14 protein-coding genes and 1 pseudogene are annotated in these 15082 nt (G+C 45.0%); 9 read left to right on the top strand and 6 right to left on the bottom strand.

Annotated features, from left to right (window positions below):
- Positions 1-12 precede the first annotated feature (12 nt).
- The 6 genes from aroF to aroC are packed head-to-tail and all read left to right on the top strand — an operon-like array spanning position 13 to position 5520.
- Positions 13-1092, top strand: coding sequence for a 3-deoxy-7-phosphoheptulonate synthase (gene aroF / locus GF309_01875; protein MBD3157512.1), 1080 nt, complete (start codon positions 13-15; stop codon positions 1090-1092).
- Between the two features lie 13 nt (positions 1093-1105).
- On the top strand, positions 1106-1783 hold the full coding sequence (locus GF309_01870) for a type I 3-dehydroquinate dehydratase (GenBank protein ID MBD3157511.1): 678 nt from the start codon (positions 1106-1108) through the stop codon (positions 1781-1783).
- Complete coding sequence (gene aroE, locus GF309_01865) at positions 1780-2631, top strand: shikimate dehydrogenase (GenBank protein ID MBD3157510.1); 852 nt, start codon at positions 1780-1782, stop codon at positions 2629-2631. The genes GF309_01870 and aroE overlap by 4 nt, the downstream gene beginning before the upstream one ends.
- Positions 2628-3152, top strand: a complete 525-nt coding sequence (locus GF309_01860) for a shikimate kinase (protein MBD3157509.1) — start codon at positions 2628-2630, stop codon at positions 3150-3152. The genes aroE and GF309_01860 overlap by 4 nt, the downstream gene beginning before the upstream one ends.
- Positions 3149-4444 carry a 3-phosphoshikimate 1-carboxyvinyltransferase gene (gene aroA, locus GF309_01855; GenBank protein MBD3157508.1) on the top strand — a complete coding sequence of 432 codons (1296 nt, stop codon included), beginning with the start codon at positions 3149-3151 and terminating at the stop codon, positions 4442-4444. The genes GF309_01860 and aroA overlap by 4 nt, the downstream gene beginning before the upstream one ends.
- On the top strand, positions 4444-5520 hold the full coding sequence (aroC, locus tag GF309_01850; GenBank protein ID MBD3157507.1) for a chorismate synthase: 1077 nt from the start codon (positions 4444-4446) through the stop codon (positions 5518-5520). The genes aroA and aroC overlap by 1 nt, the downstream gene beginning before the upstream one ends.
- Positions 5521-5855: 335 nt before the next feature.
- On the opposite strand, the gene GF309_01845 is transcribed toward aroC, so the two are convergent.
- Positions 5856-6938 (bottom strand): hypothetical protein, encoded by a 1083-nt coding sequence (locus tag GF309_01845; protein MBD3157506.1) that lies wholly within the window; start codon positions 6936-6938, stop codon positions 5856-5858.
- Between the two features lie 106 nt (positions 6939-7044).
- Between GF309_01845 and GF309_01840 the strand changes: the two genes are divergently transcribed.
- Positions 7045-9021: a prolyl oligopeptidase family serine peptidase gene (locus GF309_01840; protein ID MBD3157505.1), complete on the top strand. Its 1977-nt coding sequence runs from the start codon at positions 7045-7047 to the stop codon at positions 9019-9021.
- Between the two features lie 188 nt (positions 9022-9209).
- Here GF309_01840 and GF309_01835 read toward each other — a convergent pair whose 3' ends face one another.
- The 4 genes and pseudogenes from GF309_01835 to GF309_01820 form a co-directional block, all read right to left on the bottom strand.
- Positions 9210-9986 (bottom strand): hypothetical protein, encoded by a 777-nt coding sequence (locus GF309_01835; protein MBD3157504.1) that lies wholly within the window; start codon positions 9984-9986, stop codon positions 9210-9212.
- 83 nt (positions 9987-10069) lie between these two features.
- Complete coding sequence (locus GF309_01830; protein ID MBD3157503.1) at positions 10070-11212, bottom strand: hypothetical protein; 1143 nt, start codon at positions 11210-11212, stop codon at positions 10070-10072.
- 98 nt (positions 11213-11310) lie between these two features.
- Entirely contained in the window at positions 11311-11940 is a 630-nt protein-coding gene (locus tag GF309_01825; protein ID MBD3157502.1) for a hypothetical protein, read from the bottom strand.
- Positions 11941-12061: 121 nt separating this feature from the next.
- Positions 12062-12721, bottom strand: a pseudogene (locus GF309_01820) (peroxiredoxin).
- Positions 12722-12998: 277 nt separating this feature from the next.
- On the opposite strand from GF309_01820, the gene GF309_01815 reads away from it, so the two are divergent.
- Both GF309_01815 and fetB read left to right on the top strand, forming a co-directional pair.
- Positions 12999-13697, top strand: coding sequence for an ATP-binding cassette domain-containing protein (locus GF309_01815; protein MBD3157501.1), 699 nt, complete (start codon positions 12999-13001; stop codon positions 13695-13697).
- Positions 13698-13699: 2 nt separating this feature from the next.
- Complete coding sequence (gene fetB / locus GF309_01810) at positions 13700-14521, top strand: iron export ABC transporter permease subunit FetB (protein ID MBD3157500.1); 822 nt, start codon at positions 13700-13702, stop codon at positions 14519-14521.
- 127 nt (positions 14522-14648) lie between these two features.
- Here the strand turns inward: fetB and GF309_01805 are convergent, their stop codons facing one another.
- Positions 14649-14975 carry a DUF2769 domain-containing protein gene (locus tag GF309_01805; GenBank protein ID MBD3157499.1) on the bottom strand — a complete coding sequence of 109 codons (327 nt, stop codon included), beginning with the start codon at positions 14973-14975 and terminating at the stop codon, positions 14649-14651.
- Between the last annotated feature and the right edge of the window lie 107 nt (positions 14976-15082).

The raw sequence follows: 15082 nt of genomic DNA, 5'->3' as shown, positions 1-15082 counted from the left end.
TGGAGAATAGAATTGCTAATAGTGATGCATAGAAACGCAACGGAACTACAAGTGAATGAAGCAATTGATGCTATTGAGAAATTGGGTTACAAAGGACACACAAATCCTGGAGTACATCGTACCGTAATCAATGTTACAGGAAAGGTAGAAACAGCTGATGCTCAAAGGCTAGAAGGACTACCGGGTGTAATGGAAGTCATTTTGGTAACCAAGCCGTATAAGCTCGCTGATATTGAATCCAACCCAAAAGGTACCTCTATTGCTGTCGGAGACATAGAAATTGGGGTAGATCGCCCAATAATCATCGCTGGACCCTGCGCAGTAGAATCTAGAGAGCAGATTATTGGTGCCGCGGAAGCCGTGAAAGGTATGGGGGCCAATATACTCCGGGGTGGCGCATTTAAGCCGCGTACATCACCCTATTCGTTCCAGGGCTTAGGGGTTGAAGGCCTGCGGATACTTGAGGAGGCTAGACATCAAACCGGTCTACCAATCATATCAGAGGCTCTTGATACAGAAAGTTTTCCTGCAGTGGAAACGGTTGTTGACATTATCCAAATAGGGGCTAGGAATATGCAGAATTATGCACTTCTCAAAAGAGCAGGAAGATCACGAAAGCCTGTGATGCTGAAGCGTGGTATGTGGGCAACGCTTACTGAACTTCTTGCTGCCGCAGAATACATAATGTCGGAAGGTAACCACAAGGTTATCCTCTGTGAACGAGGCATCAGAACACATAGTAACCACACACGATATACACTCGATTTGAGTAGCATACCGGTTCTGAGGACCATGACACATCTTCCACTAATTGTTGATCCTAGCCATGCCGCTGGGAATCGAGACTTAGTGATTCCTTTGGCTCTAGGTGGACTAGCCGTGGGGGCTGATGGGATCATGGTGGAGGTGCATCCCAATCCGCAAGAGGCTCTTGTTGATGGTGCACAGTCCCTGACGCTTGACATGTTTAAGGAACTCATGGGAACTATCGAAACAGGAGATATCCTTCAAAGACAATTCAATATCAGACAAGGGGAAACTGATGATGGCGTTCCTGTGGAGAGCAAGGCACTACATAGTGTGAATACATAGGGTGAGATAACAAATGAACAAGAATCTATGTGTTTCCATCACGGGGGGAACTCCAGAGGAGTGCATGAACATGATGTCTTCTTGCAAAGGGGATCTGATTGAACATCGGATGGACTATATGGACCAAATCAAAGAGCTAGAGAACATCTATGATGTTTCTTCAAAGCCTATTATCGCGACATGTAGACCCTTGAAATTTGGTGGGCTGTTTGATGGACAGGAAGAAGATCGAATTGACTATCTGGCTAAGGCCCTTTCTGCTGGAGCTTCCTATATCGATGTAGAACTAGAAACCTCGAAGCTATTACTCGAAGCAGTCAAGAAAAACACAAGGGATACAGATTCTTGCCTTATCATATCGAAACATTATTGGAACTCAACACCCTCAGAATTGGTATTTCAGGAAATCCTCAGAGAGATTGAACAGGCACAACCAGATATCATAAAGATAGTTGCCGCACCGACCTCTTTGAGCGATTGCCTTCGTACGCTGGAATTGTATCATCCAACTGTAAAACCAGAGATACCCTTGATTGCATTTGCTATGGACCGTCTTGGCAAGTTCACGCGGGTGTTTTCTCTGTTCTTGGGCGCTCCTTTCGCCTATGTTTCACATGATTATGGTAGCGAGGCTGCTCCAGGGCAGATTCCACAAACAATAATGAGAGATGTACTGGAGGTTCTCACTTGAAAAGTATTGTACTTGCAGGAAATCCAGTGAAGCACTCTTACAGCCCTCTCATGCACAATGCAGCCTTCAGGGCTCTTGGTTTGCAACAGGAATATGAATACAGTCTTCTGGCACTCAGGAGTGATGAATTGGCTGGTTTCGTAGACTCTATTGAGGTGGGAGATTTTGAAGGTGCGAATATAACGATACCACATAAGCAGCGTATCATGGTTCACTTGTCAGAAGTGACCAAGCAGGCAGAGTCTATTGGATCTGTAAATACACTATATCGTGAAGATGAAAGGGTTGTAGGATGCAACACAGATATGCTTGGTCTCCTCGGTGTCTTTAGAGAATCTGAAATTAAAATTGAAGGCGCTTCCGCTGTGGTCCTAGGCGCAGGCGGAGCTGCAAGATCCGTAGTTTATGCACTTTCCAGTCTTAAGGCAGGGAACATCCTCATTTACAATCGCACACTCAGAAAAGCAAGGGAATTAGTACAGGACTTAGAAGAATTTTTTTCTACTTCTCTTGCAGCAGCCATTTTTCCCGTCAGAGAAGATTCCCTTCGCGAGTACGACCTACTTCTGAATTGCACACCAGTCGGTATGAAAGGTCATTCAGTTGGTGAAACACCCATCAAGAAAGAGCTACTTCGTGATGACTTGGTGGTTATGGATTTGATCTATAACCCCGTAGAGACCAGGTTACTAAAAGAAGCCAACAACGTAGGTTGCAGGACAGTAGATGGTATTGCTCTTTTGATTCAACAAGGAGCTATATCCTTTGAGAAGTGGACCGGATTGAAACCACCTGTTGATGTGATGAGAAATAAACTACTCAAGAAATTGGAAGCTGAATCCCAATGAATCCGAAGCAGATGAATATCGGGCTGATTGGCTTCATGGCCACAGGCAAAACAACGATTGGCAGACACTTGGCTGATGTTCTGAGTTGGCGATTTTGTGATACGGATGAAATTATTGAAAGTCGTGCTGGAAAAGAAATCTCTCAAATATTCTCAGAAGAAGGTGAAGACACTTTTCGTCTGCTGGAATCGGATGTTATCAAAGAAGTTTGCGGTCTCAAAACAACGGTAATCAGTTTTGGAGGTGGAGCACCCTTTACACCCGAAAATCGTCGGCTAATAGAGGAGAATGTGTCTGTTGTATTGCTAAGGGCATCAGCTGACACTATTGTTGCAAGAACTTCTGAATCGGCAACAAGACCACTACTCAACGTGGAGGAAGGCGACCTTGAAAGAAGAGTCCAGTCGATTTTGAATAAGAGAAATGAAATCTACACAGAAATGATGGACGTTGAAGTATGGACTGATGAATTGAATGTGGAAGAAGCTGTATACATAATCGTTGAGAGGTTGAAACTATGAGAGTTGTTGTTCATCCATCGGTGATTGCTGGAGAAGCTGCTGCACCACCATCCAAGAGCTACACTCATCGTGCGATTGTATGTGGACTTCTGTCTAATGGGTCTAGCACTATTTCGAACCCGCTCTATTGCGATGATACAAAAGCAACAATGAGAATCTGTGAAATGATGGGGGCTGACATTCAGCAAGATACGACGATTAGAATCAAAGGACCCAATCAACTCAAGGCTCCTGCTTCAGAAATGGATTGCAAAGGTTCAGGTACCACACTTAGGATTTTCTGCGCACTATCAGCATTAGTAGACGGAAAATGTGTTTTGACCGGTGATATAACCCTACGACAAAGACCCATTGGCCCCCTAGTCAGTGCGCTACGTCAGTTAGGCGTTAATACACGATTCCTTGGTAAGGCCGGAAGACCGCCAGTCCAGATTCTGGGTAGGGGATTCATCAAAGGTGGTAAGGTAACTGTTCCGGGCAATATTTCTTCGCAATACATAACCGCTCTCCTCTTTGCCTGCTCCAAAGCAAGAGAATCCACCACCATTCGAATAGAAGGAAACCTAGAATCTCAGCCTTATGTGAGAATGAGTCTTGCAATCATGGATCAGTTCGGGGTGAAAACAAGAGTTTCTAACGACTGGAACCAGATTCTGGTTCCAGGCAACCAGAGCTACCAATCCAGGCATTACGAAGTGGAAGGAGATTATTCATCAGCCTCCTTCTTGTTGGCAGCCGGAGCTCTAGCAGGAGATGTTGCTGTCTCTGGTCTAAGAAGACGCACCCTCCAAGGAGATGCGAAATTCCTACGAATCATTCAGAAAATGGGAGCATGTGTCAGATTCGCCAGTGATGTTTCTGTTAAGAAAGACGACATGAATGGGGTAATTGTTGATGTTTCGAATGTACCTGATTTGGTTCCAATTCTAGCCGTCATAGCAACTCAAGCTAATGGAACCACTCGAATAGTTAATGCAGCACGCTTGCGGCTAAAGGAGAGCGATAGACTTGCATCGATTAGTCAAGAGCTGAGAAAGATGGGCGGTGATATCGAGCAAGTCGAAGATGGTATGACAATTCGTGGACCCAGTAGATTGCGGGGCAGAATACTGGATTCACACAGGGACCATCGAATTGCCATGGCAGGCATAGTTGCTGGACTAGTTGCAGATGATACAACCGTTGTAAGGGATGTAGAGTGCATTAAGAAGAGCTATCCTAGCTTTATCTCTGATATCCGGTCAATTGGTGGGAGAGTAGAATTGATACATGATAATGGAATCGGTGGTTAATTGTGACTTTTTCATTCGGAGAAAGATATAGAATCCAGCTATTTGGTGAGAGTCATGGAGAATGCGTTGGTGTTGTGGTTGATGGATGCCCACCAGGGCTGGATATAATTGAGAATGACATACAGACGGAACTAGACCGTCGTCGTCCCGGAAAGAGCAAGCTGGCTTCATCTAGAAAGGAAAGTGACCGAATCCGCATTCATAGCGGTGTATTGGATGGCAGGACAACCGGAGCCCCCATAACCATGACAATCGCCAATCGAGATGTGGATAGTTCGTGGTATGACAGGACCAAGCACATTATGAGGCCGGGCCATGCAGATTACACAGCTAGAGTCAAGTATAACGGCCATAATGACCATAGAGGAGGAGGTACTTTTTCTGGAAGAATGACAGCTGGTTTGGTTATGGCAGGAAGCATTGCCAAAATCATCTTGGAGGAAGAAGGGATTGAGCTACTAGCCCACACAGTACGAATTGGGAAGGTAGCAGTAGACTCGGTGATTCCTAATGAAATGATTCGGAAACATGTCTACTCGAATTCTGTAAGGTGTGCTGACATCAACCTTGTGTCGGAAATGGAAGAACAGGTTATGAAGGCGAGTCAAAATGGGGATTCTGTTGGAGGGCTCGTAGAATGCAGAATAAGTGGAGTTCCCATTGGATTGGGAGAACCCTTCTTTGATTCCATTGAGAGTGTTATGAGTCACGCAATGTTCAGCATTCCAGGAGTCAAAGGAATCGAATTTGGTTCGGGTTTCGATTCAGCATCAATGAAAGGTTCAGAGCACAATGATCCAGCTGAGATTATCAACGGCGAAGTAGCTTGGACCAAGAATGACGCAGGGGGTATCATAGGAGGTATCACCAACGGGGCAGAAGTGGAATTCAAAGTGGCGTTTAAGCCAACTCCTACTATTTCAAAACCTCAAAATACGATAGATATGCAACAGATGCAGGAAATCGAGTTGAGCGCAAGGGGTCGACACGATCCGTGTATTGTTCCCCGAGCTGTTCCTGTTGTGGAATGCTTGGCTGCAATTGTCATGGTTGATTTCCTCCGAAGATGTAACTGATTGTGTCATTTTTTCTTTGATTGACGCCGAATTTATCAAACAGATGATGAGGAATTTATATTCCTTCTTTGGCAGGTCACTTTTCATGGGAGGAGAAATATCTGCCTAGAGACCCGAGTGCCAATTGAACTGCTAGATAGGGCTGCTGATTTCTATAGCACCGAAATCCTTCCATCTGAGTGACCATGGCTATCACTCATAACATCGACTTGCGACGAGCAAAAAGACGCAGAGATAACCATGGTCAATAGTACCTGCTGACGGTGATATATTAACTGCAACAAACCAAACCGTGGATTCAGAGACGGTAAAGCAGGTGGATGCATTCGTTCCCATTACTTGTAGCTTGGAACAAATGGAAAACAATCCTGAATTATATGTGTAGCATCCGGCAGTCTATTTTGGTTCTGTATTGGGTCTTCTAGGAACTGCTCATTCTGATCCACGTATTTTCTGTGAAAGCATTCAAGTCCATGTCTGAGCTGTGCAGTCGACTTGTCTGCGGCAATCACAAAGGAAATCGGGTAATCATCGCTCCTACTGTAAATCAATAGTCCTTCATCCAAGACAATTTCTCGAATCGTGCCTCGATGTAGAGTTTCGTTCAAACCTTGACTGATGGCGCTTAGAAAACCTGAAAGCAGCATTTCATCGCCTAGTTCTTCTTCCGGTACCCAGAAATGAGAGAAGAGGGGTATACCCGCACTGGATTCAACCAAGCTTAGTTTCAACGCCTTGAACGGTAGGACATACGCAAGCTTAGGTTCTCTGACGATCGATACTGAACACAATAGGGTACCGAGAGCAACGAATAGAGCATCACTCGCAGGAATCAACATATTGAGTCCAAGTCCAACAGATATTGGAGCAATGATTCCTAAGGTAAAAGCCCCAAAGAAGAACAGCCTTGAAGAAAATCTCAGCTGAGAAGGTGCTTTCAGCATGATTTTCAGAGTATAGTAGACCGCTAATCCTCCTTCCACCAAATACAGAAGAACCTGTGCTATCAGGAATTCTCCCGTTGCAACCATTCCTTGTTCGCCATTTGGAAATATTATGGTGCCCACTGAATTTGCTTCAAAGGAGGTGATGAGAACCGCCGCAGACAATGCGGAGATAATCCCTATCTTGATCGGGTCAATGGAAACCCTCGTGAGTGAATCTAGTAGAATAACCAGAGCGAAGCCCAGTGGCAAATATGCGTAGCAGCAAAGAAGCCATAGTATCTCAGAGGAGAATAGCTCGGACAATCCTTGAAGGACATAACATACCATTATGTTCCCCCAGGCAATTGACATATAGAGAGCATGAGAATAGTGGTTTTGCAGGTAATGATTGAAAGTAATGAAAAAGGCAATTCCCGTAATAGCTGCCGCGATGAAGCAGATAGTAGCTGCTGTTGTCAAAATTGCCGCCATAGTGACCATCTTGAGACCAGTGATTCAATCTGAATGTCTCCCCCAGGCAGATGGTGATATATTAATTCTAGTTGTCTCAGTCCCAGACCCAAAGTAAGGAGTATATATGCGGTTCAAGAGATATAACCTCGGGAATAGTATGAACAAAGAAACACGTCAGTATGGCCTATGGGACCCTCTTCTGACCCCTGAAGAAATCTACATGGATATCATCCAGTTCGCGGACATATTCACAGATGACAGAGGGCAGAAATATTGGGCTGAGGTTCGCCCGGCCGAAGATGGTCGAATTGTAGTTGTACAACAAACAGAGGATGGGGCCACGGATGTCACCCCATCTGATTTCAATGTGAGGACGAGAGTTCACGAGTATGGAGGAAGAGCATTTACCATACATGATGATGTGGTTTTCTTCTCGAATTTCAAGGATCAACGATTGTACAGATATGAATTCGACAGCGATTCGGCGCCTGTTGCTCTGACACCTGAACGACTTGAAGACGGCTCGTTGGGAAAATATGCAGTACCAACCTTGTCTCCAGATGGAAAGACCCTCATTTTCGTCTTTGAAAAGGAATTTGAGGACAAAGAGAATGAAAACTATCTTGCAGCAATTAGTCTTGAAGAATCGTTTCCGCAGGAGCCAGTCATACTAGTTTCGGGGAGTGATTTCTATGGCGAGCCTATACTTTCCTCTGACGGAAAACAGCTTGCTTGGATTCAGTGGGATCACCCTCGTATGCCTTGGGAGGGAACCGAGCTCTGGAAAGCGGAATTCAATGGTGATGAATTATCTGTAGAGTCAGAAGAGAAGGTCGCTGGAGATGAAAAAACAGCAATCTGTTATCCCAAGTTTGGGCCCACCGACCAATTGTTCTTCATCATGGACGAGACCGGTCACGCTGAAGATAGCCCTAAGAACTGGTGGAACATCTACGTCCAAAGAAAGGGAAGCATCGAGCCAATCACACAGGAATTGGCAGAATTTGGAACTGCTATGTGGGGTCTTGGGTACAGCAGGTATGCTTTTTCTAGGGATGAAATGTACGCCATTTGCCACAAAAAGAGCGGAGATTTTTTGACACGAATTTCCCTTGATACCAAGGAAATAGAGTATATCGAGCTGTCGTATGATTCAATGTCGATTATACGGAAGGCCGATGATTCCAATTTCCTGTTGCTGGCGGCTTCGGGGGACCATCCCCCAGCTGTGACTGTATTTGATGCGAATTCTGAGCAAGTCAGTGTGCTGAAAGAAAGCTACAAAATGCCGTTGAAGCCAGAGCATGTGTCTGAGTCTAAACCCATTGAGTATCCGACAAAAGACGGTGAACATGCATACGGGATGTTCTATCAACCACGGAACCCCAATTTCAGTCCTCCACCCGACTCCAAACCTCCCTTGATAGTCCAAGTCCATGGAGGTCCTACTTCCAGAGCATCGACTTCACTTTCATTGGAGAAGCAGTTCTGGACATCGATGGGATATGCCATTTTTGATGTTGATCACAGAGGAAGTACCGGCTACGGGAGAAAGTTCAGAGATAAACTACTAGGCAAATGGGGCATAATCGATGCCAAAGACGTTCGCGATGGGATTAACTATCTACAGCAAGAAGATATGATATCATCAAAAATCGCAATACGAGGGGGCAGCGCCGGTGGATATGCTGTACAACGGTGTTTGACCATGTTCCCTGATTTATTCAGCGTTGGAGCTAGCTACTACGGCATCGGTAATCTAGTCACGCTTGTCAAGCTAACACACAAATTCGAATCAAGATATCTGGATTCCCTGCTGGGAGCTTCGCTTGAGGAAGATGAAAGCGTGTATAAAGAGAGATCGCCCATTAACAACATTGAGAATCTCAAAGCACCCATGATCCTGTTCCAAGGCCTGGATGATAAGATAGTCACGCCAGAGGTCAGCCAGGAAATCGTCAAGTTGCTGGACGAAAAGGGTATCAAACATGAATATGTAGAATACAAGGACGAATCACATGGCTTTCGAAAGAAAGAAACTCGCATCGATGCATTGAACAAGGAATCTCAGTTCTACAGGGCAGTGCTATTCGAAGTGTAATCCGTATTGGATAGAAAAGTGGGTCATTTGAGATAGTAATGTGAAGTGACGAGTATGAAGGCCAGTTTCGGTATTTTCGTAATAGGTCTGATTGCCCTGATATTTGGGCTTGTAGCAGGGAGTATCAGACTCGTACTAGGAGGAATTGTGCTCTTTATCATAGCTGTCTATGTACGAAACAAATGAGATCAATTGCTAGTTTCTTTGCCGAAAAGCAGCTCCTGACCAAAGATGCTGAATACGGTAATCAGCAAAATAGAGCTTATCACAGTGGCTACAGACCTCTCAAGAAGCATGAGTGGAAAAATAACAAACCCAAATACGTCGGCCGGAATAGCAAGGATATAAACCGCACCGATGGTCATCATTGAGAAATCCGTCATGGTGCCAATAAAGGCGAGAAGAGCTATTGCCCATGGATTCGGCTTTTCATCGGATCCTCTAACTATATCTTTGTTATAGAATTGAAATGCTATCGATACAGCCGCGGCAAGCATGTATGGCAGAACAAACCACCACGCGCTCAGATTCTTTATTTCGTAAAGCAACACCACGATGAGCAAATAAGCGGCTGTGATAATCGGGCCTGGAATCTTCACTCCTTTTGCTTCGGTCCACGTTTGTCTTGCCAGCCCGGTGAAAAATCCTGATGCTGCAGGACCCAGAATGGTTGTTGGTACGGCCAAATAGATGCCACCTCCAATCGGCAGAGACACAAACGTGGCAAGCACACCTGCTATGAGTCCAAATGCACCTCCGCGATAGGGTCCCAAAATCACTCCAATGAGAGGTGCCACGATGATTGCAAAGCTGATGGTTGTAGTGAAACCTGCAGCCGCAAAGAATCCACTGAGAGGAAGCAGTGCAGAGACAGCATAGAGAGTTGCTAGAATCATTCCCACAGCAGTTGGTTTACTGCCAGCATAGCTATCAAAAAACTCGGTGTCTTCAGCTACATCGCTCACAACTTTTGTCTCCCATGTAATGCAAAGGAAATCCAATATCTCTGTCTTATGACAGTTTCGTTGACTGAACACTCAGCACCACACTATCTAGGGTTACTCTCTAGCACATCTTCGGTCCCAATATGGTTCTTCAGAGTGTCCTCTATTCTCCACGCTCTATATGTGGCTAATGTCAACATAAATAGCCCACAGATAGCCAAAATGGAAGGAACAGTAGGATCAGTTTCGGGAACCATTTCAGTGCCTATTATGTCAATCACAAAAGAATACTGCACATCACTTTCAATTCTTTCAAAATACAAAATGGAAGGTTCAATTTCAAAGTCTGGTTCAAACCAAAAGATGGGAGAATTAACTGTTGATTCTATTACGAAATCTATCGATTCGTCTTCAAATTCTCCGCGCATGAAGATTGGTGAATCATCGACTTCGAAAGAATGTATTCGTAGTCTTTGAATAGAGCTGTTGTAGGAATCGGCTATCGAATAGAGAGAGTAGTTCTTCATAGGGTCTGTTTCAGTTAGCGTATCTGTTATGCTCCGCTGGTCCAAAACAGTTTCTCTTTCTATCAGTTGATACTGGTTCCCTGTAATATCACTGAGAAACGGACTAACCATTGCTCCACCAACCAACGGCACCACTATCAATGCCAACGGTACAATCTGGTCCAGCTTCGAAGGTGAATCCTTCTGCATGAGAAATGGATTCCAGCAATCTTTCCGGAAACGAATCAAATTGTAGCCCAATACAAACGTTCCGATAATGACTATTGATGGTATGATGGGAATCATTGTAGCCCTAGCAGCTGGAGGTGGCACTAGTTGAAGAATCAGAATTTCAAGCCGCACGCTTGCTGTCTGACTCTTCCGTGAAACAGTAACAGTGATTACTTCTGGAGGCCGGGGGTTCATTTTCACGGAAAGCCCTCTCAACCGAGTTACATTATCCATGGACAGTTTCGTGTTCGTTTCATTCATGATTACAAGCGATATGGGTGTGTTATTTGTTGTAATTGATGCGATTTCTATATTCGTTATTCTCGTCGCAACATATTCACAGCTGAAGGAGGAATTGCTTTCGGTTAGAATGAAGTCTGATTGGTCTTCTCTCAGCAGCTCACTCCACTCAGAATCATGCTGAATTGATAATTGGGTAATGCCGATTGCTGTGAATGCGATGAAAAGAATCAATGTTGAAGCTTTGAGATGAGGACTATGACAATCCATTTTGACCCCCCGCTTTCTTAACTATATTTGCTAACCATCACTTAAATGATTTATGCCTTTTTTGAAGAAAACGAATTACTCCTCATCTCCTTGGATAATCAGCTGGGCTGAAGAAAACATGTGTAGCTGTTCTGAGACGTTTCTTCTTGCTCCTCAACGAAGACTAGGTATTTGCTGTCTTCAACCATTGACACCTGATATCCATAAAGGGTGCTGTTGAAGAAACCCTCTTTTGATAGAACAAACTCTGTCCTGTACTTCCTGCCGTCATAACGAGCTTCTCTATTGTCCTTTCCATGTCGTTCTATGAAGGTCCTCACTGCGTTAATCAGGGATCCTTTGATATCATCTGTAAGAAGTTCCCCCTTTGCAATTGAACGTAGCTCAGTGAGTCTCTCAGATTCAACAAGCCATCTCAGGCGCTTGGGCGCAACATCATAGAGCCCATCCCCCTTGTAAACAGAGTAATTCCTCCAGATAACGACAGGCGTCATGTGAGCTTTGGTGCCCGGTTTCATCTCCTCGAGAATCCTCTGTGCTCTGGTTCTCGTGAATCCCTGGATTGCCTTGACTTCGATTTTGAAACCTTGCTCATCATCCCAGGCAAGAAGATCGGGATCTCCACCTCTTCCGCCACTCCCAGCTACTCTAACAACTTCGAACCCCTTGGCCTCAAGGATGTCCCTTACCTTTCGCTCATGTTGAGCACCCTTAGTATACCTAGTCAAGGTGTATCCTCGCTTTCACTGAAAATGTTGTCCTGATAAAATATGGGGCCAGACAGAGAATCTCTGCCTGGTTTCTAATCCTGTTACCTCTTAGGCCTTCGTTCCTGATAGACTGTTCAAATCATTCGGGAACTTTGACAGCTCGTTCCAAGTATTTCCTTGCTTCTTCAGCTTCTTTCTTGGGGACTTCTTTGTGGCATAGCCACCAGTCGAAGCAGTCATACTCCTTCATCCGCTCTTTGGCCTCTTTCATGGAACCTGGCGGCGGAACAATCACGTGTTCACCTACGATTTCGTTGTTGGGCCAGTTCGCCGGTATAGCGGCCTTGTATTCGCCACCTACCTGGAAGGCCTTCACCATTCTCAGAAATTCGTCCATGTTCCTTCCCAGTTCAAGCGGGTAAAAGAGAATTGCACGGATGGTCTATTCTGGATCCACAATATAGACTGCACGGACCGTCTCTGTGCTTGATTGAGCGTGAATCAAACCAAGCGTGTCAGATACAGTGCCCATTGGGTCGCCTATAACTGGGTATTCGATTTTCTCTCCTAGATTGTCTTCAATCCATTCGACCCACTTCATATGGCTGATTGTGCTATCAACGCTTAAGCCAATGAGTTCTGTGTTGAGTTTTCTGAACTCATCGTGCCTTTTGGCAAAAGCCGCGAACTCTGTTCTGCACACAGGTGTAAAATCATCTGGGTGGCCAAAGAGTATGAACCACTTCCCTTTGTAATGATGCGGTAGCTTCACCTCGCCATGAGTCGTATCGAGTTGCATTTCCGGGAATTTCTCTCCAATTGTTAACATCCTTTTTTTCCTCCTTCGGAGCAGCAAATGCTCTACTAGCTACTGTATTTTCTGCCTAAGCTTCGCATAAACTACAATCAGAGTGCTCTTCGACCGCGTAAACCTGTCCGTGGTTCGTCTTCGAGATAAAAAATCGAAGCTTGTCACTAGGATTAGTATATCTAGGTATGTGTAGATTTCGAAGTTCTGGCTATGTCGATTTGATTATTATCCTGCACTATCAGAATGGGCTTTCTCGACATATTGTATGAATAGGAATAAGTACTGGTTGGAATTGTCCTTGTATGTGGCGATAGGCGAAATGTCATCAGATGTGGTTCTAGAATTCATCGACGTATCAATGAGATACGATGACAATATTCTCTTTGAGGATTTGAGTTTCGTATTACACGAAAACGAAACTATAGGAATAACTGGACCCAGTGGCTCGGGGAAGAGTACTCTTCTCCGCATTGCCAACAATCTAGAAGATCCTGTTACAGGAAGAATCCTCTTTCAGGGCAAGGATGTAACTGAGTGGAATCCCACTGAGCTGCGAACATGCATGATTCTTGTTCCACAGCAGGCCAGCATGTTTCCTGGCACTGTACGAAAGAACCTGCTATGGGGGTTGAAGATACATAATCGCTCTGCTCCCGAAGAAGAACTTGAGGATGTTCTCAAAGAGGTCAATCTGGATCCTGACATGATGGACCGAACAGGGGAGAATCTTTCTGGAGGCGAAAAGCAACGCATTGCTATTGCACGAGCCCTGTTATTGGAACCCTGTGTGCTTCTACTTGATGAGCCAACTTCTGCTCTGGATGAGAAATCAACTCTTGCTGTTGAGGCAAGTATAAACAGCATCATTGAGGAACGCCAGATTGGTGTTCTTATCGTCACCCACAACCGTGAACAATCGGAACGATTCACGGAGCGCGTCATTGAATTGGAGATGAGGGAGTAAAGATGCAATTCAATTTCAACCTGATACTGGATTTCCTCAATTCAATTCCACCGGAGATTGTCGATGCGGCTCAGCGTTACCTCATAGCACTAGTCCTTCTTGCCCTCCTCGTGATTATCAGCAGGTGGCAGGGGCTTGGTATCGAAGAGAAGCTACTGATTGGCACTGTGCGAGGTACGATACAAATCATTATCATGGGTTTCATACTGCTCGAGCTCTTTGCATTGCAGAATCTCTGGTTGATTTTTGGTGTACTGACTATCATGTGTATTGCGGCCGGTCACACTGCGAGTACCAATCTCGATGAAATTCCTGGTGTGCTTAAGGTTGCTGTACCGAGCATCACCATCCCCACCCTTCTCGTAATGTTGATTTCAGTCGCTATTGGGGTTATCAAACCGATAGGCGAGTTCATTATCCCAATGGGAGGTATGCTGGGGGGCAACGCTATGGGTACAACAAGTCTAGTGATTGAACGGATGTGGTCCAACGCACAGAAGGAACGAAATCTGCTCGAAACGGCTCTATCCTTGGGTGCTTCACCTAAGCAGGCAATCGATGCGACTGTTACAGAAGCAATTCGAGCGAGCTTCTTGCCCAATCTCAATAGATACGCGGCACTCGGTTTGGCTAGTATTCCTGGCCTGATGAGTGGATTGATTGCGGGAGGCATGAACCCTGTAGCCGCGGCTTTCTACCAAGTCATTATTTTCATCATGATATTCCTCTGTCTGGTTATCTGTGGTTTCTTCGTTGCTCGGTTGTTCATGAATCGGATTTTCAACGAACGGTACCAAATCGAGGTTCCTGCACCCAAGGGGTGAACGAATTAAACAAGTGTCTTGAATACCCCCCAGAAGAATCATAAGATGAGAGATTTTTTCTGCTATTTGTCGGATTCACTTCGCAGCCATATGAAAAAAGGGAGCTGACGATTTCACCTGGCACCCGTCATCTGTTGCCAGATCTGATAGCTGGACTGCTGAACCACGAATGGAGTAGTATTCTCAGCGTAAACTCATCGTTTTTTGTGATTGGGCAGTCTTCGCAAAGGCATCCCTTTTCCTCACGAGTTTCCTTACCCTTTCTAAGAGTGCAATATACTGCATCTAGTTCCTCTTTATCGGTATTTGTTGGACATCTATCACATCGACAGAGATGAAGTACGTCCTCTGCACGTTTCCTCTGTTGTTCCTCGGACATACCTTCCATCATTGCGCCGTATTTCTCTTCGAACGAAGACTCCTTCCAGGTCTCAATATCCGCCATTACCATCATTAGTCTGTCCACTTGATTCTCTCTTAACGTTATTGCTGATTCTGTTTATTGAGAAATGTCATGATTCTCTTGAGCAGATAGCAGGGCGTCTTACCCAAGGAGCTGCT

This window comes from Candidatus Lokiarchaeota archaeon (assembly GCA_014730275.1).
Classification (GTDB): domain Archaea; phylum Asgardarchaeota; class Thorarchaeia; order Thorarchaeales; family Thorarchaeaceae; genus WJIL01.
This window is presented reverse-complemented; position numbering and strand designations above follow the sequence as displayed.